Source organism: Paenibacillus sp. OK076, from assembly GCF_900110055.1.
Lineage (GTDB): Bacteria > Bacillota > Bacilli > Paenibacillales > Paenibacillaceae > Paenibacillus.
The window spans coordinates 2,078,038-2,098,189 of sequence record NZ_FOCH01000001.1 but is presented as its reverse complement, the minus strand read 5'-3'; the positions used below and the strand labels follow the sequence as shown (position 1 = coordinate 2,098,189).

Sequence of the window (20,152 nt, the reverse complement as noted above, 5' to 3'; positions counted from 1 at the left end):
TAAGATGAATCATACATAACAACAATAAATGCAACGTTTCCAACTCGTGGATGAATCTTACCAAGTGTATTTACCATTTAACATTCTCCCAATCTCTTTGGCATTCTTCCCGAAATCTTTGCACCCATTGTTCAGAAATCTCGTCTGCGATCGGGTCAAAGAACGGGGGCGATACGGTTACACCGTCAGTCTGAACATCCAAAAAATCTAGCACCTGCATGACGGTCCCTTCGTAATCCTGTATAAAATCCTCATAAACAATTGTCAGCGGCACAATGCCTGACTCGGACAGAAAGTCTTCAATTGCTGCTTCGCACATATTACTCTCCACAAGCAGATGTTTAATCGCATCAAAATTATATTGATCTGCAATATCTTGTAACTGAGGGCTGTCTCCGTGCTTGCGGTGCCATTCACCCGAGACAATGGCTCTCCACCATGACACAGCCAATCTGACTTTGTTGCGACGCGTCATGTAAATGTGCTTGGTGCAATTAGGGAAGCCCGTACTCCATACCTCAGCCCGCGATAACGTTGTTGGCAGACTATAGAGACTGCGGAATGCGTCAATCCATCGTTGTTCAAAATTAATTTTGATGCCGAATACTCCGTTCGACGTTGTTCCCTGATCCCAGATCCGTTCCAGATCTTCACGCTTTAATGTGTCTGGGCTCTTATGCTGATAATGCAACCACTCCCTCGGATATCCTGCGACACCCGTAGAACTTAAGGCTTCACCCAGCAGAGTACTGCCGGTTCGTTGGGAAAACCAAATGGTATAACTTTGAGCAGGTCGTTTCATATCGCTGCCTCTCTTTCTCCCCTTAGGGGTGATTTCCCATCAAAAAGTACTACAAAACCTCCCTTCTATGTGCAACAAATTGGGTGGAATGCATGCAAAAAAGCCATAGATGAACTAATGTTCATCTACAGCTTGTAACAATAAGAGAACCATATGAAATAAGAAGCGTTTCCGGATTTCTCCTCTGCACGCAATAATGATGAGCGTCCACGACAGGGGGTGCACAAACATGACTGTCTAAACGCCAACACAAAAAAACATTGGTTAAGTCACTTGCTCATGCGTATTCAGTTATCGATTCAGAATGCGCCCTGTCTGGAACATGTTCATCTTAACCACCCGTCACACATATTTGTTGTTTATTGTAATCGCTCCACTGTAATCCGTCAAGATAATATTAACTCAATTGTTATTTCCTTCATGCCACTGAACATCATATGCTACGATTTCAACGATCATAACCCAAATAGGGAATTTCTCTGAGATTAAACATTAACTGATTCACTTTCCATACTCCATTACTGTAAACAAGTTCAATATTTCGATCATTTACATAATGAGAATCACCCGTTAATGTGTTTCCGATTACGAACGATTGGGATAATGTCGCTGTTGTACTGCTTGTGTAATAGACGGAGGTCTCTGGAGCATCGTACACCATCCAATCACTTACGAGATCCTGCCTTTTGAGAATAAATTTGATTAAATCTTCAGTGAAATAAGGCTTGAAATACGTACTGACCTGCTTAATCTGAGACAAGCCTGAAATTTCATTCAATTTCTCTGACAAAACATTTATTCGTCCCTTGGTTATTTTCACAGAATCAGGTATCTGAATGGTCTCCTCTTGCATACTCACTATCATGTTTTGTTTATTCAAGTGGATGATTGCCTGTTTAGTTTGTGGATTCCACTCTAGCTTGGCTCCTAATATTTGGCTGACAAATCGCAGCGGAACGTATGCTGTATTTCGAATTATTTCAACAGGAGAATCCATTTTGATGATCTGTTCATTCACTCTCGCATTTTTAAAGTTAACCACAAGCCAAATTTCTTTTTCATCCGTTTTAATTCGAATGCTTTTCCCTTCCTTATACCACGTTACATCTGCCCCCAAGTTGCTGGACACAACCCTCAAAGGAATTAGCACCCGGTTATTGGACAATACGCCAGTCCCAATCTCTAACGTGTCATTCTCAGCTAAACTCGGCGTTGAAAACGCGGCAAACATAACACACGCCAGCAATGTTAAGGTGAACTTTTTTAATATCATTTGGAACCCCCATGAGGAAATGTTTAACTAATTAACGCTGATTTCTCAATGAAAGTTATGGTCCCCAAAAAAAAATTAAAACAGCTAATGCTTATGTGTCATACAACTGGCATCGCTTAAGCTAGGCACTCACTTGTATGGGTGTGGTCTCCTTCTCCCTGACTACAAGACGCTTATGGGCTACGATAAGAAAAGGCAGTCCAAGTGCAGTGGTCAGGGCCAGCGGTACAAAAACGAACAGACCATTCCCCGTCCCAAATTGGGTTAATAACAGACCTCCCAGAATCGGTGCCATGACGCTGCCCAAGTTATTGAATCCAATTGTGCCAAAGTACGTCCCTTTCCATTCGGGTTTGGCAATACGGTCAATCAGCACATCCATCATGGTGAACATGAGCACTTCCCCAATGGTGAACAGAATGACACTGATCATCAGCAGCATAACGCCTTCAGCTATGCCAAACAGGAACAGACTTGTAGCGACCAGCACGTTTCCAAGAATGAGAGGTACAACCGGTGGGAATTTGCTGGCCACCCGCACAATCGGGAATTGGATTACAAGCACAGTCAACGCATTGAGTGAAAGCATATAGGAAAACACTTGACTTCCATGTTCAAAAAGAGGATTCTGGGCCACATACTGAGCCAGGGTCGAGCTAAAGTGCCCATACCCGAGCACGCAAAACGTAGTTCCGATAAGTACTGGCAAAAATACACGGTCGCGTCCCGTAGTAGCGAGTGCATCTCGTAAACGAGGTGCAGTGACCTGAACATGTTCCGGCAGATTTGCGCGCTGCAATCGAAATTGCAGGAACAAAACCAGGCCGTAAACGATATATACCAACCCGGAGATCATGAACGGAAATGTAGACTCCGCTGATCCAAGCTGAAGACCGATAATAGGTCCAAACACGACACCCAGATTAATGGCCGCATATCTGAGGTTGAAGACAAGCAGTTTATGTTGTGGTGGAGTAATATCCGATAGAAGTGCACGTGACGTGGGCTCAAACACGGCGCGGCATAAACCGTTTAACGTATTGGCCACAAAAAATACCCACAGGTGCTCAGCTGCTGAAAAGATGAAGAAAACACAGGCCCAGCCAAATACGGAGACCATCATGACCACTTTGCGGCCGATTCGATCGGAAATGTAACCTCCATAAAAGCTGACCATAACCCCCGCCAGAGAACTAACCGCGACGGTAATTCCAGTCTGTGTGGGTGTAGCTCCCAGTACCTGAGTCAGATAAATGGATAAAAACGGGATGCTCATGGACGTCACCAGACGTCCAAACATCGTTCCAACAATGATGGTCCAGGCTAAAGGGTGAATTTGACGTAAATGCTGCTTCATGCGTATGGTTCTCCTGTTCTAGATGATTTTGTCTCAGATGGGCTACCTATGCCCTATCCCTTTATGTATAATTGTATGGATAAAAGGGGGAAATAAAAGTGTAAGAAAACGTGAGCACATTTCACCCTTTATGAAGGAGCACATTCATATGGATACAGCAACAACCCATTATTTGCGTCTTGCCAGAGCAAAAGAACTTGCTCTTCAATTTCATGAATCGGTTCCGGTAACGATCGAGAGCCTTTCCGCTGCCCTATGCTGCACCCCACGCAACGTGAAGTTTATTCTGCGCAAGCTGGAGGAACAAGGCTTTATTCACTGGCAGCCCGGGCGAGGCCGGGGACATCATTCGGAGATGACATTACTGCGCAGTGTGAATGAGGCACTCGAAGAGAGCTTTCTGGAACTCATGGGCAGAGGTAAAATGAAGGAAGCGATCGAGTTGATCGGCAGCACAGAGAAGAACGACGCTCTCCGGGAACCGCTGCTGAATTCATTGAATAAACAGATGGGATTCCAAAGTCATGTTGAAACAGCTTCCGGTCAGGATGTGCTTCGCATGGTGAGATCACGAAGATTGGCAGACCTTGACCCTGCTTTTGTGTATACTGCTTTTGAAACCTATCTGCTTGGACAGGTATGCAGCACGCTAATCACCTATGACGCCAAAACAGGAACCTTCCTGCCGGATCTGGCGCATATGTGGGAGTACAATGAGGAACAAAGAGTTTGGACTTTCTATCTGCGCAAAGGTGTACGATTCCACCATGGTCGGGTCATGACATCCCGAGATGTCCAATCTGCATTGCAACGCTTGCGCACTGTAGACAGTCCATTCATTTGGCTATACCGGGATATTGAGCATACCGAAGTTGTCGGGGATTACTGCATTCGTTTTTATCTAAGTCGGCCTAATCGCTTCTTCCTGAACTTGCTTAGTTGTGTCTCAATGACGATTCTCCCCTATGATGTCGATGTAACCCAACAATTGATTGGTACCGGACCTTTTCGGATCAATGAAATAAATGAAACGGTACTGGTCATAAGCGCATTCGATGCCTATTATGGAATCCGTCCTCATCTGGATCGAGTAGATATTTGGTTTGTACCCAATCTGGGTCCTTATGAGCGCCATTATGAGTTGCCGGGAACAGACCGACTGAAATTAGCTACAGACGATACAGGGACCAACAGTGTTGATTATCCAGCATCAGGATGCCGATACATGCTGTTTAATTTCCGCAAAGCCGGTATTCACCATCAACTGGAATTTCGGCAAGCCATGCGCATTGTATTCGATCCCGTCGCTTTGGTAAGGGAACTGGGCAGCAATCGAATTACACCGGCAAACAGCTTTCTTCCCTGGAAAAGCGCTGAGCATGCTTGGAGCGAGTCTTCTCTTGAGGATGCCCGTGAGCTCCTGCACATCAGTGGATACCAGGGAGAGAAGATTATCCTTGCGTATACTGTGGCTAAAGACCAAAAAGAAGCAGAATGGCTTAAACAACGCGGAGCCTCCATCGGCTTATGTATTGAGCTGCAACCCTTCGTTGAATTTCCCAATGTGAGGGATACAAGCGAAGCCGACCTGATTATCGCAGAAGAAGTTTTGGAAGATGACTGGCAATTTGGCATGATTAATTTCTTCATCAACAAACGCAACTATTTTCATATTTGTTTATCACCTGATTTACAGTCCGTATTTTATCAACAAATGGAGAATTTCCTTCAGCAAAATGAAGAGCAAAGGGCGTTGCTGCTCAATAAAGCAGAGGATTTGCTTCGCGATAACTGCTGGATATTGTACGGCTGCCACATGAATAAAAAAGCCCTGCTTAATCAAAGTCTCTTTGGCCTTCATACCGCTGAGTTTGGGTTCATGGATATCTCCAAACTATGGATCAAAAATCAGTAATTTAGTGATTCCCGGAATGGGACATAGCAAAAAAAGCCGCTAACATATCTATCGATAAGTTAACGGCTACATTGCTAATCAAAAGTCCCTTCTTACGGAATGTTGAATTGAATGGTATGCAGTGGGATGATTCTTTATTTGGTAAAACTCCTCCATCACTTGCATAATGGATTCACTTTTAATTGGTTTGCTTACATACGCATCCATTCCAGCCTTCAGACATTTGTCCATATCCCCTCGAACTGCGTTTGCAGTAACCGCAACAATATAAGGGCATGCCTCTGGCCGGATTGATTCCTTAATCGCTTTGGTCGCTTCAAATCCATTCAGTCGAGGCATGTGCACATCCATGAACACAATATCGTACGAACTTCGTTTGACAGCTTCCACTGCCTCTAAACCATTCACGACATGATCAACAAGATGTCCTTTCTTCTCAATCATCCGGCGCAGAACAAGCTGGTTCACCTCATTGTCCTCCGCAATCAGAATTCGAAGTTGATCCGTTTTATTCTTTTTCTGTTGTAGATCGTATCTGTTGAATTCCTCCATGTTGCTGGTTTTAAACGACGCTGTAAACATAAATGTGGTCCCCGGATCGCCGGACTCTTCAATCCAGATATCACCCTGCATAAGCTCTACAAGCTTCTTGCTGATGGCCAGTCCAAGTCCCGTACCTTGAGGCTTGCGTGTCATGAAATTCTCCAATTGGTAGAAGGCTTCGAATAAATGCTCCCTTTTCTCCACTGGAATTCCAATCCCTGTATCCTTCACCTTGAACTGAAATTGAATGTCATTGTATTGTTGTCCGGTAACCTTCACCTCGATTTCAATACTGCCTTCCGGGGTGAACTTCACAGCATTGCCGATGATGTTGGTTAGGACCTGTTTTAGACGGTAAGCATCCCCAAACACGGGAACAGGAATGGCGTCATCCAGGCTTAGACGAAGATCCAACTGCTTCTCCCGAATCATTGGCGTTACGATCTTAACCGTCTCCGTCACAATTTCCTTAAGATCGAAGGGTTCATCCATCAAATCGGTTTTACCCGACTCTATTTTGGAAAAGTCCAGAATATCATTAATAATCGCAAGCAACGAATCCCCGCTTTTTTGGATGATTTCAATATATTCCTTTTGTTCTCCGCTAAGTCCAGGTGTGTCCAGAAGCAAGTCCGTCATCCCAATTACTCCGTTCATGGGTGTACGGATCTCATGGCTCATCATCGCCAAAAACTCACTTTTGGCCTTATTCATTCGTTCAGCAGTCTCTTTGGCTACAAGAAGCTTTTTCTGTTCCGTAATATCCTTCGCAATTAAGTAGAACCCTACGTTTTTCTCATTAATAATGATAGGGGCAAGCGTTGCCAAAACTTCTGTCTCAGAACCATTTACGTGCTGAATAGCATTGATTTCTTTTTCAGCCATCTCATACTGGCTATTGAGAATCAGTCCCAGATGATACGGTCCGATAAACCTGCATATACTGGTTCCGATCATTTCCACAACCGGGCATCCCGTCATTTTCATAGCTACCGGGTTGGCATTTATGATATTGCCGTCCATATCAAAAGAAATGATGGCATCATGATTATATTTCTTGAGTGAAGTATAACGTTCCACCGACTCCTGAAGCTTGAATTCGACGAGTTTACGCTCTGTAATATCCTGCAAAGTCCCGTTTAGCTGTATCGGTCGTTGATCCTCATCAAAGGTAATTAACCCTCGCAGATGAAGATACTTTTCTTTACCATTTGAGCCCAGATGCCGATATTCAAAATCAAGCGGTTGGCCTGTTTTCACCCATTCAATACAGTCCTTCAACCGCTGCTCCTCCGCCTGTTCCATGAATGCAAAGATATCGCTGGCCTTATACTGCTTATTGTTATCAATTTCAAACATCTCGTATATTTGATCGGACATTGAAACATGGCCACTCAGCATGTTCCACTCCCAACTGCCAATCATGGCTATCCGTTCAGCCTCTGCACTAATTTCCTCATGTTTCTTTCTCTCCGATATATCGCGCCCAATGGCAAGGATTTGTTGTTCTTGCCCAGGCTCCCCGATAACCTTATATGTGGTTTCAAACCATAGACTGTGCCCATCTTTATGGCGAGCCTGCATATTCAACATATGACCTGTGCTCAAATCGATCTGTGAGACACGTTCCAGGTCCTGTGGGTGAAAAACGGCAGTATTGTTATTGCCAACCACTTCTTCTGGAGAATAACCAAGCAGATTATAAATAGAAGGAGAACAATAGCGACAAATCCCGTCAATGGTCGCAATATAGATGATTTCTTGTGCATTATCAGAAATAAGTTTGAACATTTCTTCCGTTTGAAGCAGCTTTTGTTCGGTTGTTTTATGATCCGTAATATCTACAACATGGCAAATAAAATACAGAGGTTCTCCACTGACTTCGTTCATAGCCAATGAGACATGTAGTGATATCCATACAACATCTCCATTTTTCTGAATATAACGTTTTTCGAATTTGTACTCTTGCGATTTACCTTCACACAGTTCGCGCTCGTACATCAGATCCTGTGCAAAATCATCGGGATGGGTGATATCCTTGTAATGAAGATGGATTAATTCTTGAGCTGTATAACCCAGCATTCTGCAAAAAGCAGGATTCACTTTCATCCACTGTCCTGTTGGAGCAACAAGTGCAATCCCAATAGGTGCTTGATTATAAATCTGCTCAAACAATTCGTGATGATCGACCTTTTGAACCTGCATCTTAAGCTCTCCTTTTGGTGTATAAACACAATATTTGCTTAATACCCGAATTTTTCATTGTTGAAACATCTCATTTTCTAAACGTTTGTGTCATTAAAGCAAAATAAGACCTGGATTCTATTCACATGGAATCCAGGCAACTTTGTTTTATTTCATATAAACCAGCCTCAGATGGGAATGGGATGTAGTCAAAATAAGATTTTACCGCTCCCGTCCAATGATGTAATCCAACAGATGCCTCAGAAAAGAAATCGGCTTTGGCATTTCGTTCAGCGCATCGGTTGCAAGACAATAGTGCTCCCACATCTCTTTCTTCGCGCCATCTTCACCCAAAATGGATACAAAGGTTGAGCTATTGTTCCGTACATCCTGACCTGCCGGCTTTCCGAGTACCCGATGATCCCCTTCCAGGTCCAGCAGGTCATCCTTAATTTGAAAGGCGATACCCGCATGATACGCAAACTTCTTTAAGGATGCAATCTCCGCTTCCTTCACTTGAGCCAGAATGGCTGGCATCACAAGTGCAGCCTCGAAAGCAATACCTGTTTTGTAGAAACAGATCATGTTCAATTGTTCAAGGGACAGCGTTTTTCCTTTAGCATTCAGATCCATCGCCTGTCCCATGCACATATCCTCTGCTTTTTCAGCGGAATATTGAATCAGGGTAAGCACGGTTGAGGCATCAAACTGATTGAGGGAAGATTGCTCGCCAATGGCCTTTTGGATGAGAAATAAACCTGTCAATTCCGCTGTTGCGCTGTTGTGCACCTGATGTAAGGTAGAGCGCCCCCGCCGGGTCGAAGCATTATCCTGGGTCGGCAGGTCATCAAAGATCAGTGAAGCGGTATGCATGTATTCCAGTGATCTCAGAAGAGGAATGATAGATGATTCATGCAGACCATATTCACGCACACCCATCACCCAGGTCAGAATCGGCCTTAGCCGTTTTCCATCTCCTTGAAGACTGTAATTCGCAGCATCAATAAGCGTGCCTTTCATCTCTGGAAGACCACCCGGCTTGGATATCTGTAATTCAATATTGATCTGTTCACGAACCGTGCGAATCGTATCCAGAAAATCCTGTTTTTCGCGCTTGTCATTCTGCAATTGGAGGATGACCTGATCCCGCAGCAATTTATCTAGGAAATCCACATCATCGGCTTTTCGCACCATTTGTTGAATGAGGCGATTGAATTCCGGTTGTCCGGAGGCAAAGATGTTCATCACTTCGTTGTATTGTTCCTGACCCAACCGCTCTTTACAACGCTTAAGTCCATTAATAGCACGATCCAGTATGACCTCACGAGTCTTCGCATCGGAATGATACACCTCATGAATCAGATAAGAGATAACCGCCCAGTATAGCTCATACGGATTAATTAAATCGGGCCGCAGGTCACGATACTTCAGATAGTAGGTATACGGAGTCACGGCTCCTTCCTCCATATCGTCAAACATATCCGCGAAATCGTCTGCGAGCTGATTATATATGCCATAGTAGAACGTCCGCAGATCAAACCCTTCATCCGCCGATGCACTAAGCACAGAACGAACAATGAGTCTGGAGGATGAGGATTTAATAATAATCGGGATATAAAGTTCTTCATTGGAATAATTCGCGTTGGACAATTTCTTGGCACGGTCTATTTCCTGAGACTGAAAGAATACATAGGATTGCTCGAAGAACGTACGCTGCGTCTCAGGGCGCTGGTAGTTCTTGATATACTCGAACGCATCACGCAGCTCGCCATGAACATATTGAATGACTTGGAGATTGGCTCCCTTCCATTCGCCGATATCCGGTACGATCCCGGTGAGAAGCGCATTCCGAATCAAGAGAGAATACTGCTGCTTCTCTTGCGCAGTCAACGCCTGCGAATCCAGCAGGTCATCAATAAATGGATAGGTCAGTCCGTAAGAATAACCAAGCCGAATTGCAGCATCCAGCCTCTCGGAACGCTCTGCCTGGGGAGTCTCATCATTCATATCATCGTTCACATGCAGAACAACGCCAAGAATGATCTTGAGAAGCTTGCGCTGCGCCTGTTCTGCATCCAGTTCTTTGGGGATATTGGATGCGACATTTTTTAATTTGCTGATGACCCAGATAACGGCTGTTTCCACGTTCTCCTTCTGAGCCCAGCGATACAAGGCAGCCAGACTGATATAGTCCGTTTTTCCCTTGCGTCGGGTTGTATTTGAACGCATAAAGTACGCTTTGGTATCCTGAGCAACACGCTGAATGCGTGCTTGGGTGTCCGGGGAATCCAGTGCTTTGCCCAGATCCCGCATATAGATGTAAGAAATACTCCGATCCAAGTAATCATCCAGTTTTCCTGCAACATTCAGCCAATGGATATATCTATGAGCATCCCGGGAATCCGGTTTTCTTTGACTTGTTGATAAAAAAGATAACCAGGAAAACGGTTGAATATGTTTCTTTTGCCACAACTGAATATCTTGCGTAAGGGCAGTTATATACGTGTTATTCAGAAGTTGTTCATGAAGAGAAGTAAAATACTGAGCGGCCTTCTGCTCAGCCAGCCGATATCCTGCATCAGCCTGATCTGTAAGTACGTTATTCATAGGATGGTTACCTCAACTTCTCATAATGTTAAACATGTATCCATGAAAGGAGTTTGAGGGTGCTCCATGGACGAAAACTGATGTGAATTCATGCAACAACAAATTCGCCAGCTCATGTTCATAACCTTTATACGGCATTCCATCCGTTTGGTTACGAAATCGTCATGGTCGCTTCTATCCTATGCGGTTTTACAAAATGGAAGACCATACCTTCACTGCTGTAATGGCGATAAGAACCATCAGTCCGTACCGAAGCAGTCTCACATTAATCATTGAACTCACTTTGGAACCGAGAGAAGCTCCAAGCAGACTCCCGATCACCGTATAAATGATGGGCTCCAGCGGAATGTCTCCACCCAGAATCTTGCCCACCACCCCACCAATGGCGGAGATGAACACTATCGCAAGTGAAGAAGCAATGGTCGTCCGGGTAGGGATCTTAAGCACGGTGAGCATGATTGGAATCAATATAAAAGCACCACCCGCACCGACAATTCCCGAGACGATCCCCACGGCAAGAGCCGATCCTGCCGCAACATATGTGTTGAATGTCAGCTGTCCAGCCGAGACTTCTGTTCCCTTACCAGGGATCAGCATGAGCACAATCGCGATAATGGCCAGAATGCCATAGATCAGATTGATGACTTCTCCATTCAGATGACCGGATATGAATCCGCCGATCAGACTCCCAACCAAAATACTGGAGCCCATGTAAGCCACCAGACCTTTATGAATGAGAACTTCACTCTTTTTCCCGTTCCCTGTTCTTCTAATGTAGGCAATCACACCAGCAAGTGAGGCAAAAAACACCTGAAACATGCTGATCGACGACACCTCATGTGCGGTGAACGGTTCCAGCCCCATGAGAGAAGGTACATACAACAACAACGGGTAATTAATTATGGCTCCACCAATACCCAGCAAACCGGAGAAGAAGGAACCGACCAGACCCAGTATAAACATGATGACAAAAAGCAGAGTATCCATCGGTTTTTCTTCCTTTCTTGCGGTGTGAAACATGATGCAAAAAACAGTATACGCAGTTAAAATAATCAGCTATAATAAAAACCAAGTAAATTAATCCGAAATGAGTGATTAAGCATGTTTAACGTGTTGAAGACTCTTTTTGAAAATAAATGCCCGCTATGCAACGAAAAATTACAATGTCACAGTGATGCGTTATGCGCAACAAAAACATGCTCACACTGTCACTACAAAGAAGAGAGTTATGGCTCTCTCGGTGTGCGTATTGTCTATGACACCACAAAATGATAAAAGACGCATGTCCACTTATTGTATCATGATCTCTGAACAACCGGGATGACTATATAAAATTATTTTCATAATGAATACTCTTCGTATATGGAATACAAAAAGGGGATGTCCCATAAGTCATGAATATGACAGGGGGCATCCCTTGTTCGTGTTATTTTGTTTGAATGAACCTGAGACACGCTATTCGCTTCCATTGGCCCAGATCTGAGAACTAACGAATCACAGAGACGTTATTTCGTCGATTTGGTCCATTTTTCAGGTTTTGGCAAAGTGTTATGACGAAGTAGCGTTACTGAGGTTCGTTAAATCTTGCCAGCGTTGATGATCCGCCTTTTAAGGTGCGGTAGGTTCGTTAGCGCATGGAACGAGGAAGAATTCCTTTTGAGATAGCCTCTTATCCTTTTATTTTTCGGAGACGGACTGGACTATTTTACAGCTCAAATCTTATTTTGTTTTGAAGCTGAGGAATCCATCATCTACCGCTATCGTTGTACCATTCACTGCACTGGCAGCGTCACTGAACAGGAAGGTTACAACACTCGCAACTTTCTCCGGTTGAATGAGCTTTCCCCGCATATGTTGCGTGGCAAGCGCATCCTTCATCGCTCTGTCATCACCCAGAATCGGTGTCTCGATGAAGCCTGGCGCTACACCAACCACACGAATGCCATGTTCAGCAAGTTCCAAGGCACCGGATTTGGACATCATTACGACAGCCGCCTTGGCTGCATTGTAGTTAAAGCTTCCCACAGCGGCAATACTTCCGTAGATCGATGCTGTATTTACGATGGTGCCTTGTACATTCAGTTCAACCATTTTTTTGGCGCCATAATACATGCCGTAATACACACTGTGCTGGTCAACATCGATTACTCTGTGATAGGATTCCGGGTCCATCTCCAGAAATGGCTTCACAAGTCCAATGCCCGCGTTGTTGAAAATACCGCTCAATGTTCCGTATTTCTCTACGGTCCAGTCGATCAGGGCCTTGATCTCGTCTCCTTTGGACACGTCTACTTTGTATGCTCCGGCTGTGCCACCACTAGCTTCAATCTCAGATGCAAGCTTTTTGGCACCCTCTTCGTTATAGTCTGCTATGACAATCGTTGCACCCAGATCCGAAAGCTGAAGCGCTGTTTCTTTACCAATCCCACTCGCTCCGCCGGTGATAATGATTACTTTTCCATTTTGTTCAGACATAACGCAGGTCTCCTTTGATAAGAACATATTTTGTACACTAAAGTAAGCAACTATATTTTCCTCTGTTCTTTAATCATATTAAAAGTATCACCGCTTCTTCAAACTATGGGAAATGATTTCTCTATTATGAGAAAAATGTCATATCCAGCACACAAATCCATTACATAGTCTTGCTAGTGTGAAGTTAAATATTCATCCGATTCGGAAGCAGAATCGAATTTTTCCTTACTCATAAAAAACGCAGCCAACAGAGTAATAATAGCTGGAAAATGACCCCAATGACCGCCGTAAAGTCATCATTTTGCCTTTGTACGAAAACAAGGAAGAGGGTCAGCAGCACATACCTCACCCTTCATGCCGCTATGGTTAATCTGGCTTCCACTTACACAGAGGAAGAGCTGGAACTTATTAAAGGGTTTCTGAGTAAAGCAGGAAACGTCCTGGATGAACAGATAGAAGATTTAAGCTCCAAAATCCGTGGCAAATCAACATCTTAATATTAGAAAAATAAAAAGGACGAAATCCGCAAGTGATCAAAATCACTCCGTTATATCGTCCTTTTTGGGCATGAAGCCCCTTTGCTCTAAGCCTAACATGGTTTAACTCTTAATTGGATTGGTTCCCCAGCCCGCTTAACGGATCTTTTAAACCATTAATATTGGTGATCAATTCGGGAATCCCTGTCTTTTCCCAGTTTTCTGCCGTAAAGCCCTGCTCTGCAAGCGTGTTCTCAAATTGACCCACCACTTCGGTTAATTGATTGTTGTAACTGACCAGATTTTCATGAATGCTTTCCCCGATCGCTGGTGCTGTCAGCTGAGAGAATTCGCTGGCTTCCGCCTGAATCTGATCTATTTTCTCCTGTACCTGGTTTGTTATTTCCGGGTTACTCACCGCTCCTGATGCGAGTTCTTGCAGATCGGCTCCGGCGTTCGATACTTGCTCTATATAATCAGTAGCCCCACTAACGTAATTCAAACTTTGATTCGCTTGTTCTATAACAGAACAGGCAGATAACACAAGAATACTTGACGTAATAAGGCCTGCCATCATCAATGTGTGCTTTCTTTTCCGTTTGATTATGACCATCTCCCCTTCTTCAACTTGAAGTGTTTCTTCCAAATTTATGATAACTGCTCCGTATGCTACATTGCAAATGGGTCTGCACTCAGCGTTATTAACATGTATAATAAAGGAATCATACGGTAAAGGGATGTCATGAATATGCTTCAGGCCTTAAATGTACGCTTGAACCGCATCATGCCACTGATTACTCCAATCAGTATTATTATTGGCGTTCTTTGCGGGAGTCTTCTTTCTTCTTATACCTTTTTGTCGCCATGGCTTTTTGCGTTCATGACGTTTGCCGGAAGCATCAGTCTCGGGATACGGGATTTTGTGAACGTGATGAAGAAGCCTTTTCCGCTATTTGTTTGTCTGTTTATTTTACACTTGGCGATGCCTCTCATTGCTCTGGGCATGGGTCATCTCGTTTTCCCAACGGATGCCTACACGATAACTGGCCTTGTGCTGGCTGCCCTTATTCCGACAGGTGTGAGCAGCTTTATCTGGGTTAGCATCTATCGGGGCAATATCGCGCTGACGCTGTCAATTATCCTGATTGACACCATACTTGCTCCTTTCGTCGTACCTGGCGTGTTATCCTTGCTGATCGGCACTAGCGTATCGTTGGATATAGCAGCCATGATGAGCAGTTTGTTCTGGATGATCGTTGTCCCTTCCTTGCTTGGGATGCTTTTGAATGAATGGACCAAAGGGGCCATTGTTCCGGTCTGGGGGCCCAGACTGAATCCGTTCTCCAAATTGTTCATGGCAGCGGTTGTCGCAATTAATGGCTCTGTTGTTGCTCCTTATTTATCTGACTTTAACTGGCAGCTTGCTGGTCTGGCAGCGATCATTATTTTTCTGGCCTCATTTGGCTATGCTCTGAGTTACTTCATTGCCCGATTACTCGGTTGGAATGAAGCCGATCAGGTCGCACTTGTGTTCAACGGAGGCATGCGTAATATTAGTTCGGGAGCGGTGCTTGCCGTATCGTATTTCCCTCCACCAGTAGCCGTCCCGGTTGTGCTCGGCATGGTATTCCAGCAGATGTTGGCCTCGCTTGCAGGATATCTGCTTGGACGCCGCTCGCAGACGCTTCACAATGCTGATAAGACGTCTGCAGCCTAGTACAAAATAAGCAAAGCAAAAACGCCGACCATATGGTCGGCGTTTTTTTGGGGTATCACTATACACTATTTGCTAATTCTTCTTGAAAACTAATAATTCGAATCGTAGAACGTTGCTGAAACACCCAGAACAACGAGAAGTATCCATATTACAATTCCAATCGCTGCCCACAGCAATGCTGCTTTGGCATAATTGGCTTTGGAAGGGTTAGAATCTCCAAATGCCCATACAAACAACATAATAATGTTTACAAGCGGAATCGCCATAAGGAACAATGTGAGCATCCAACTACCGAAACTTACTGGCTGTGGTCCTGGCTTATGTACTCTTTGACTAGCAACTTCTGACATAATATTTCTTCCTCCTTTCTTCTTCATTTCAATTGCTACCTGCTAAGACAATCTACTTCTACTTTATAAAAGAAAAGTTTGCCGTTAATAAAAATACCGGAAATCTCATGAATTTTCAATGTAATATTTACCATATCAGTTTTAACATCAAATTTTTATTACATATCCTCCATCTCCAATACACAAAGGACCTGCAATGAGTGACACTTTGAAGTAAAGTGCCTATCCTACAGATCCCCGTACACTCTATTTCCATTTTCCTCACACTAATTCACAAGGGTATCACAACGATTTCAGAAAGCCCACAATTCTGGAGGATCGTACCGAGACAATGTTAATCGAGAAGAAGATCAGCATCTATCGCTCATACGTTCCAGGCATTTCCCACTAAAATATTACCTTGTTACATCACGCACGATGCTGTTCCTCGCCTGTATGATGTCTCCAGCGGAAGCCATCGGTGTATCACCTGCTACGGTATGCGCCAGCATTCCGGCTGTTGCAGCAAAAGAGATGGTCTCCTCTGGCATCCAAGCCTCCAGTTCACCATACATAATACCGCTTGCAAACGCATCGCCCGCGCCGATCCGGTCATAAACGGAAAAGGTCAACGGCTCGGAATAGGCGAACGCCCCTTCCTTGAACAGATAACCCTGTAGGCAGTGTCGGTTATCGCTGTATATGGTACGATGCGTTCCGGCAAGGGTACGCACGCCATACCGTTCGGCAACGACGGGAATGAGCTCATTCAGCTGCTCTTCCCTCTGTACTTTATCCGTATTCAGCCCCAGAATATGAAGAGCATCCCGCTCATTCATCAGGACGATATCTGACAAATGCAACATTTCCTCATAGTGCGGCTTCGCCGCGACATAACCCTGATCACCCCATAGAGCTGGACGATAATTACAATCAAAAACAACTGTGCCGCCTTGTTCTTTGACCGCCTGTGCCAATTTTTTCATCGCCAGTCTCACCGAATCATTCATCGCCAGCGTGATTCCGCAGAAATGAATAGCATCCATGCCCGATGCAATTGTCGCAAAGGGATACGTGCCTTCTGAGGCAATATTAAAGCTGCTCTCCATCCGGTTAGAGTAGGTCACCCGCCCAGGTCTGGCCCCATAACCATTCTCCAGAAAATACATCCCGATATACTGCCCTCCGCGAAGCACATACTCGGTGCTCAGGCCCAGTCCGCGCAAATAGGATTCGGCGGCATCACCCAGCGGATTGACTGGAAGCCTCGACACCAGCAGGCCTGAGTATCCGTAACGTGTCATCGCCGATACTACATTGACCCCACTGCCCGAAAAGGAGTATTTCAGCAGATTACTCTGAATCAACAGATCATGTCCCGGAACTTCAAGTCGCATCATGACTTCGCCAAAAGCCCCTACGCGTTTAACCATACTTCTTCGCCAGCATCTTCATTGATGCATATAACGACTGCACATCACGTACAAGGGTCAGACCCTCCTGATCAATAATGGAGGAATACACATGTGGAATAACCTGCGGAACCCCCGCCTCCAGTGCAATTTCGAGAATGGCTTCAAAATTATCCATATCTATGCCACCGGTAGGCTCTAGCGCAAAGTCTGCTTCAGCACACGCTTTCGCTACTGCTCGCAGCTCCTCTTCCCTTTTCAGACCCTGCATCGGGAAATACTTCAACGCATTGCCACCCATATCCCGCACCAATGCGATGGCAGCGTGCACAGGCACGACGGCAAGCTCGGATTGGGCAGCGCTCACTGGCCCCGTCGAAATATTGACAAAGCCCGGCTGACCTGTCGGGGAGACGAGACTGTTAATCCAGCTGTCCCGGTCTCCGAGATTTGCCCGTGTCGCACCGACTGCCGGAAATACCTGATTGATATGACTGCCCGGAAAATGTTTGACGATTTCGGCGACGACAGCAGCCTGCCGATTGTCTCCGGCACCCAGTCCAATTGAAACGGCATTGTCAATTTCACGGCCATAGGCTTCCATCGCCTCGACTGCTTCTGACACAGTAGCGTAATCCTTGGAAAGAACACCGACGAGAACATGGCCCTCAGCCGCATCAAAAACCTCTTTTGCATTCGTAATGTCCTTGGCAAGCACATTCAAAGCCACCCGATTGTTATAAAATCGTTTTGCGATCTCAGACATGTCCTTCTCCTCCTGTCAGCTGTCGAATTCGATCTTCAATGACACGCATGTCATCCCCCATCAACGGGCGTGGATCAATATCGAAATACCCCTGCCTTACGCCATAATCACGTGTATAAATGGCGATAGGTCCGCCCCTCAGCTCCTCATTGAGCTGTTTGGCACTGATCCCCGCCTTCGCCTCGTCGACCTGAATGCGCCCTCTGTAAATCGCTCGGCCCGCTTCGTCCTGAACGATCGATACCTGAATCCCGGCTATCTGATTGAGTGACATTAGCGCCTGCAAGGAATCCTTTTCCTGCTCACTATGGTCCGCTTTGACTGCATATTCATCCAAAGCCTGAAGCAAGCCAAACGTAGTTTCTTTACCAACCTTCATACTGCGCCCGATCCCGTGAAGCTGAACCTTCAACCATTCGATATAGGTTCGTTTACCTGCCACAATACCGGAAGTTGGGCCTTCAATGGCCTTGGATCCGCTGTAAATGGCTAGATCCGAATACTTCACATATTTGTGCAGGTCCTCTTCCGCAGCCGCATCGACTATGAGGGGTACCTCGCACTTCTGGGCAACCTGCCAGGCCTCCTCTACGGAAATCATGTTTTTCTGTACCGCATGATGGGATTTGACGTACAGGATGGCAGCCGTTTTGTCGGAAACCGCATCAGCGATATGCTCAGCCCGACCTTCGTTGGCATATCCGGCTTCGATCAGCTTTCCACCACCAAGGTAAACCATCGTCTCCACAGGAGCTCCGTATTGTACATTGTGGCCTTTCAGCATAACAATTTCATTGTTCGTAATGACTTCCTGATGCAGCTTCAAACTTGCGTGGCGGTTACCCTTTGTTACCATGGCAGCTACGGAGAGCGCGATGCCGCTTGAGGCGGAATTGACAACAACGGCCGCTTCGGCACCGATTAGACGGGACACATAATCCCCTGATTTGTCTACAAGGTCTGCGATTTCCACATAACTCTGCCCACCTTGCTTCATGGCGTCCATGACTGTGTCCGTCGGTGCCGATACGCCGAGAATACTCATCCGGCCGCTGGCGTTGATAACACGTTTCAGTCCATATTTAACATTCAATGAATTGCTCACCCACAATCACTCCTTTTACTTCAATTTGACGGCTGGCTATCTTGCTTACGCCCTCGGAGTCCACAAGCGTTACAAGCTTGTCCACTACTTGAAAAAGAGTCAAATTAGCTTCATCACCTGCCTGAATCCTCCCCAGCTGCGGTCTGCGCAGCCACTCTGCTGCCCGTACGGTCACTCGATCTATCGTCTCGCTCAACGAGTAACCAAGTGCCAGAAACTTGCTTAACAGATTAGCCATGCTGTAGACCGGGCCGTTCAGGCGATTGCCCCTGTAAATATCCGTACTGATTGTATCCGGGTCAATCCCATGCTGCTTGGCAGCTTCTGCAACCTGAAATGAAAAACTCGCTGTCCCATGTCCTACATCCAAATGCACCCCACGCTTGATGGCATCCTGCAATACTTCCAGCGGCGCGCCGCTATCATCGAACAAATTATTGCTTTTTCCATTCAAATAGTGAGTGACTACATCACCATCCTGTAAGATCGGCATCACCTCACGAATATCCGGTGGGGCTGATCCAATGTGAACCATAAGCGGCAGGCCTGTTTCCTGCGAAAACTCTCTTGCCAAATACAGCGGCTGCAGGCCGTTTTTGCCGACCACACTTCCACTGATTCTCGATTTTAATCCCACGATGAACTCAGGATATGCCCGGGCAGCCTCTAGCACCTTGTCCCGATCAATCCAGTCCAGATTCGACAATTCGTCAGTACGCAGTAAGCCGAGTCGAGATATGTTCAAAAAGGCAAACAGCCGGGTAGCCGCCTTATGAGCGCTTATCGCCAGATCGCCAATTCGATCAGCCCCGCAGCTGCCTGCGTCCACAATTGTAGTAACGCCCTGCTTTACACCAATTTCATCCATATCGTCCCCATAAGGATCAAACTCTGGAAATGCATGCACATGCATGTCGATCCATCCGCTGGATACGTATGCTCCAGGCGACTCCCACATCCGATCTCCCGTTGCCGTTCCGCCAAGAGCGATCTTCACAATCCTGCCTTTATGGATTACTATATCTACCGCTTCATCGCTGCTTGTAAGACGGACTCGACGCAATACCAGCTGACCGTCCATCACAATCCCCTTCCTGTTCTGGAATATTGGATTCACCTGTTCCTGCTTCATATGTATTGATATGAAAATACCCCTCTGTTCAACAAAAATAAATTCATCTTTCCAGATGC

General features: G+C 45.5%; 15 protein-coding genes. 2 read left to right on the top strand and 13 right to left on the bottom strand.

Going from position 1 to position 20,152, the window contains the following annotated elements; all coding sequences use genetic code 11:
* Positions 1–70: 70 nt before the first annotated feature.
* From BMY78_RS09495 to BMY78_RS09485, 3 genes are all read right to left on the bottom strand, one after another.
* Positions 71–802 (bottom strand): Stf0 family sulfotransferase, encoded by a 732-nt coding sequence (locus BMY78_RS09495; protein WP_090897219.1) that lies wholly within the window; start codon positions 800–802, stop codon positions 71–73.
* Between the two features lie 448 nt (positions 803–1,250).
* On the bottom strand, positions 1,251–2,075 hold the full coding sequence (locus BMY78_RS09490) for a stalk domain-containing protein (RefSeq protein WP_090897214.1): 825 nt from the start codon (positions 2,073–2,075) through the stop codon (positions 1,251–1,253).
* Positions 2,076–2,196: 121 nt separating this feature from the next.
* Positions 2,197–3,432 (bottom strand): MDR family MFS transporter, encoded by a 1,236-nt coding sequence (locus tag BMY78_RS09485; protein WP_090897210.1) that lies wholly within the window; start codon positions 3,430–3,432, stop codon positions 2,197–2,199.
* Between the two features lie 148 nt (positions 3,433–3,580).
* Between BMY78_RS09485 and BMY78_RS09480 the strand changes: the two genes are divergently transcribed.
* Entirely contained in the window at positions 3,581–5,347 is a 1,767-nt protein-coding gene (locus BMY78_RS09480) for an ABC transporter substrate-binding protein (protein WP_090897207.1), read from the top strand.
* A gap of 78 nt (positions 5,348–5,425) precedes the next feature.
* Here the strand turns inward: BMY78_RS09480 and BMY78_RS09475 are convergent, their stop codons facing one another.
* The 5 genes from BMY78_RS09475 to BMY78_RS09450 form a co-directional block, all read right to left on the bottom strand.
* Positions 5,426–8,095 (bottom strand): PAS domain S-box protein, encoded by a 2,670-nt coding sequence (locus BMY78_RS09475; RefSeq protein WP_090897205.1) that lies wholly within the window; start codon positions 8,093–8,095, stop codon positions 5,426–5,428.
* Between the two features lie 201 nt (positions 8,096–8,296).
* A complete protein-coding gene (locus tag BMY78_RS09470; protein ID WP_090897200.1) occupies positions 8,297–10,681 on the bottom strand; it encodes a polyprenyl synthetase family protein in 2,385 nt (794 codons plus the stop codon).
* Positions 10,682–10,870: 189 nt separating this feature from the next.
* Entirely contained in the window at positions 10,871–11,668 is a 798-nt protein-coding gene (locus tag BMY78_RS09465) for a sulfite exporter TauE/SafE family protein (RefSeq protein ID WP_090897196.1), read from the bottom strand.
* Between the two features lie 732 nt (positions 11,669–12,400).
* Positions 12,401–13,156 (bottom strand): SDR family NAD(P)-dependent oxidoreductase, encoded by a 756-nt coding sequence (locus tag BMY78_RS09460; protein WP_090897193.1) that lies wholly within the window; start codon positions 13,154–13,156, stop codon positions 12,401–12,403.
* A gap of 606 nt (positions 13,157–13,762) precedes the next feature.
* Positions 13,763–14,245 (bottom strand): DUF6376 family protein, encoded by a 483-nt coding sequence (locus BMY78_RS09450; protein ID WP_177185691.1) that lies wholly within the window; start codon positions 14,243–14,245, stop codon positions 13,763–13,765.
* A gap of 135 nt (positions 14,246–14,380) precedes the next feature.
* Here BMY78_RS09450 and BMY78_RS09445 point away from each other — a divergent pair, with 135 nt between their 5' ends.
* Complete coding sequence (locus tag BMY78_RS09445; protein ID WP_090897187.1) at positions 14,381–15,349, top strand: bile acid:sodium symporter family protein; 969 nt, start codon at positions 14,381–14,383, stop codon at positions 15,347–15,349.
* 89 nt (positions 15,350–15,438) lie between these two features.
* Here BMY78_RS09445 and BMY78_RS09440 read toward each other — a convergent pair whose 3' ends face one another.
* The 5 genes from BMY78_RS09440 to BMY78_RS09420 all read right to left on the bottom strand — a co-directional run bounded on the left by BMY78_RS09440 (position 15,439) and on the right by BMY78_RS09420 (position 20,042).
* Positions 15,439–15,699: a hypothetical protein gene (locus BMY78_RS09440; protein ID WP_256222030.1), complete on the bottom strand. Its 261-nt coding sequence runs from the start codon at positions 15,697–15,699 to the stop codon at positions 15,439–15,441.
* A gap of 395 nt (positions 15,700–16,094) precedes the next feature.
* Positions 16,095–17,111: a sugar kinase gene (locus BMY78_RS09435; RefSeq protein ID WP_090897185.1), complete on the bottom strand. Its 1,017-nt coding sequence runs from the start codon at positions 17,109–17,111 to the stop codon at positions 16,095–16,097.
* On the bottom strand, positions 17,104–17,856 hold the full coding sequence (locus BMY78_RS09430; RefSeq protein ID WP_090897182.1) for a 2-dehydro-3-deoxy-phosphogluconate aldolase: 753 nt from the start codon (positions 17,854–17,856) through the stop codon (positions 17,104–17,106). Before BMY78_RS09430 ends, BMY78_RS09435 begins: the two co-directional genes overlap by 8 nt.
* Complete coding sequence (locus tag BMY78_RS09425) at positions 17,849–18,961, bottom strand: DgaE family pyridoxal phosphate-dependent ammonia lyase (protein ID WP_090897177.1); 1,113 nt, start codon at positions 18,959–18,961, stop codon at positions 17,849–17,851. The genes BMY78_RS09430 and BMY78_RS09425 overlap by 8 nt, the downstream gene beginning before the upstream one ends.
* Positions 18,939–20,042, bottom strand: coding sequence for an amidohydrolase/deacetylase family metallohydrolase (locus tag BMY78_RS09420; RefSeq protein ID WP_090902235.1), 1,104 nt, complete (start codon positions 20,040–20,042; stop codon positions 18,939–18,941). The genes BMY78_RS09425 and BMY78_RS09420 overlap by 23 nt, the downstream gene beginning before the upstream one ends.
* Positions 20,043–20,152: the final 110 nt, after the last annotated feature.

Excerpts from the sequence above, each read along its gene's own strand:
- BMY78_RS09495 (WP_090897219.1), bottom strand. The coding sequence starts at position 802 with ATGAAACGACCTGCTCAAAGTTATACCATTTGGTTTTCCCAACGAACC.
- BMY78_RS09490 (WP_090897214.1), bottom strand. The coding sequence starts at position 2,075 with ATGATATTAAAAAAGTTCACCTTAACATTGCTGGCGTGTGTTATGTTT.
- BMY78_RS09485 (WP_090897210.1), bottom strand. The coding sequence starts at position 3,432 with ATGAAGCAGCATTTACGTCAAATTCACCCTTTAGCCTGGACCATCATT.
- BMY78_RS09480 (WP_090897207.1), top strand. The coding sequence starts at position 3,581 with ATGGATACAGCAACAACCCATTATTTGCGTCTTGCCAGAGCAAAAGAA.
- BMY78_RS09475 (WP_090897205.1), bottom strand. The coding sequence starts at position 8,095 with ATGCAGGTTCAAAAGGTCGATCATCACGAATTGTTTGAGCAGATTTAT.
- BMY78_RS09470 (WP_090897200.1), bottom strand. The coding sequence starts at position 10,681 with ATGAATAACGTACTTACAGATCAGGCTGATGCAGGATATCGGCTGGCT.
- BMY78_RS09465 (WP_090897196.1), bottom strand. The coding sequence starts at position 11,668 with ATGGATACTCTGCTTTTTGTCATCATGTTTATACTGGGTCTGGTCGGT.
- BMY78_RS09460 (WP_090897193.1), bottom strand. The coding sequence starts at position 13,156 with ATGTCTGAACAAAATGGAAAAGTAATCATTATCACCGGCGGAGCGAGT.
- BMY78_RS09450 (WP_177185691.1), bottom strand. The coding sequence starts at position 14,245 with ATGGTCATAATCAAACGGAAAAGAAAGCACACATTGATGATGGCAGGC.
- BMY78_RS09445 (WP_090897187.1), top strand. The coding sequence starts at position 14,381 with ATGCTTCAGGCCTTAAATGTACGCTTGAACCGCATCATGCCACTGATT.
- BMY78_RS09440 (WP_256222030.1), bottom strand. The coding sequence starts at position 15,699 with ATGTCAGAAGTTGCTAGTCAAAGAGTACATAAGCCAGGACCACAGCCA.
- BMY78_RS09435 (WP_090897185.1), bottom strand. The coding sequence starts at position 17,111 with ATGGTTAAACGCGTAGGGGCTTTTGGCGAAGTCATGATGCGACTTGAA.
- BMY78_RS09430 (WP_090897182.1), bottom strand. The coding sequence starts at position 17,856 with ATGTCTGAGATCGCAAAACGATTTTATAACAATCGGGTGGCTTTGAAT.
- BMY78_RS09420 (WP_090902235.1), bottom strand. The coding sequence starts at position 20,042 with ATGGACGGTCAGCTGGTATTGCGTCGAGTCCGTCTTACAAGCAGCGAT.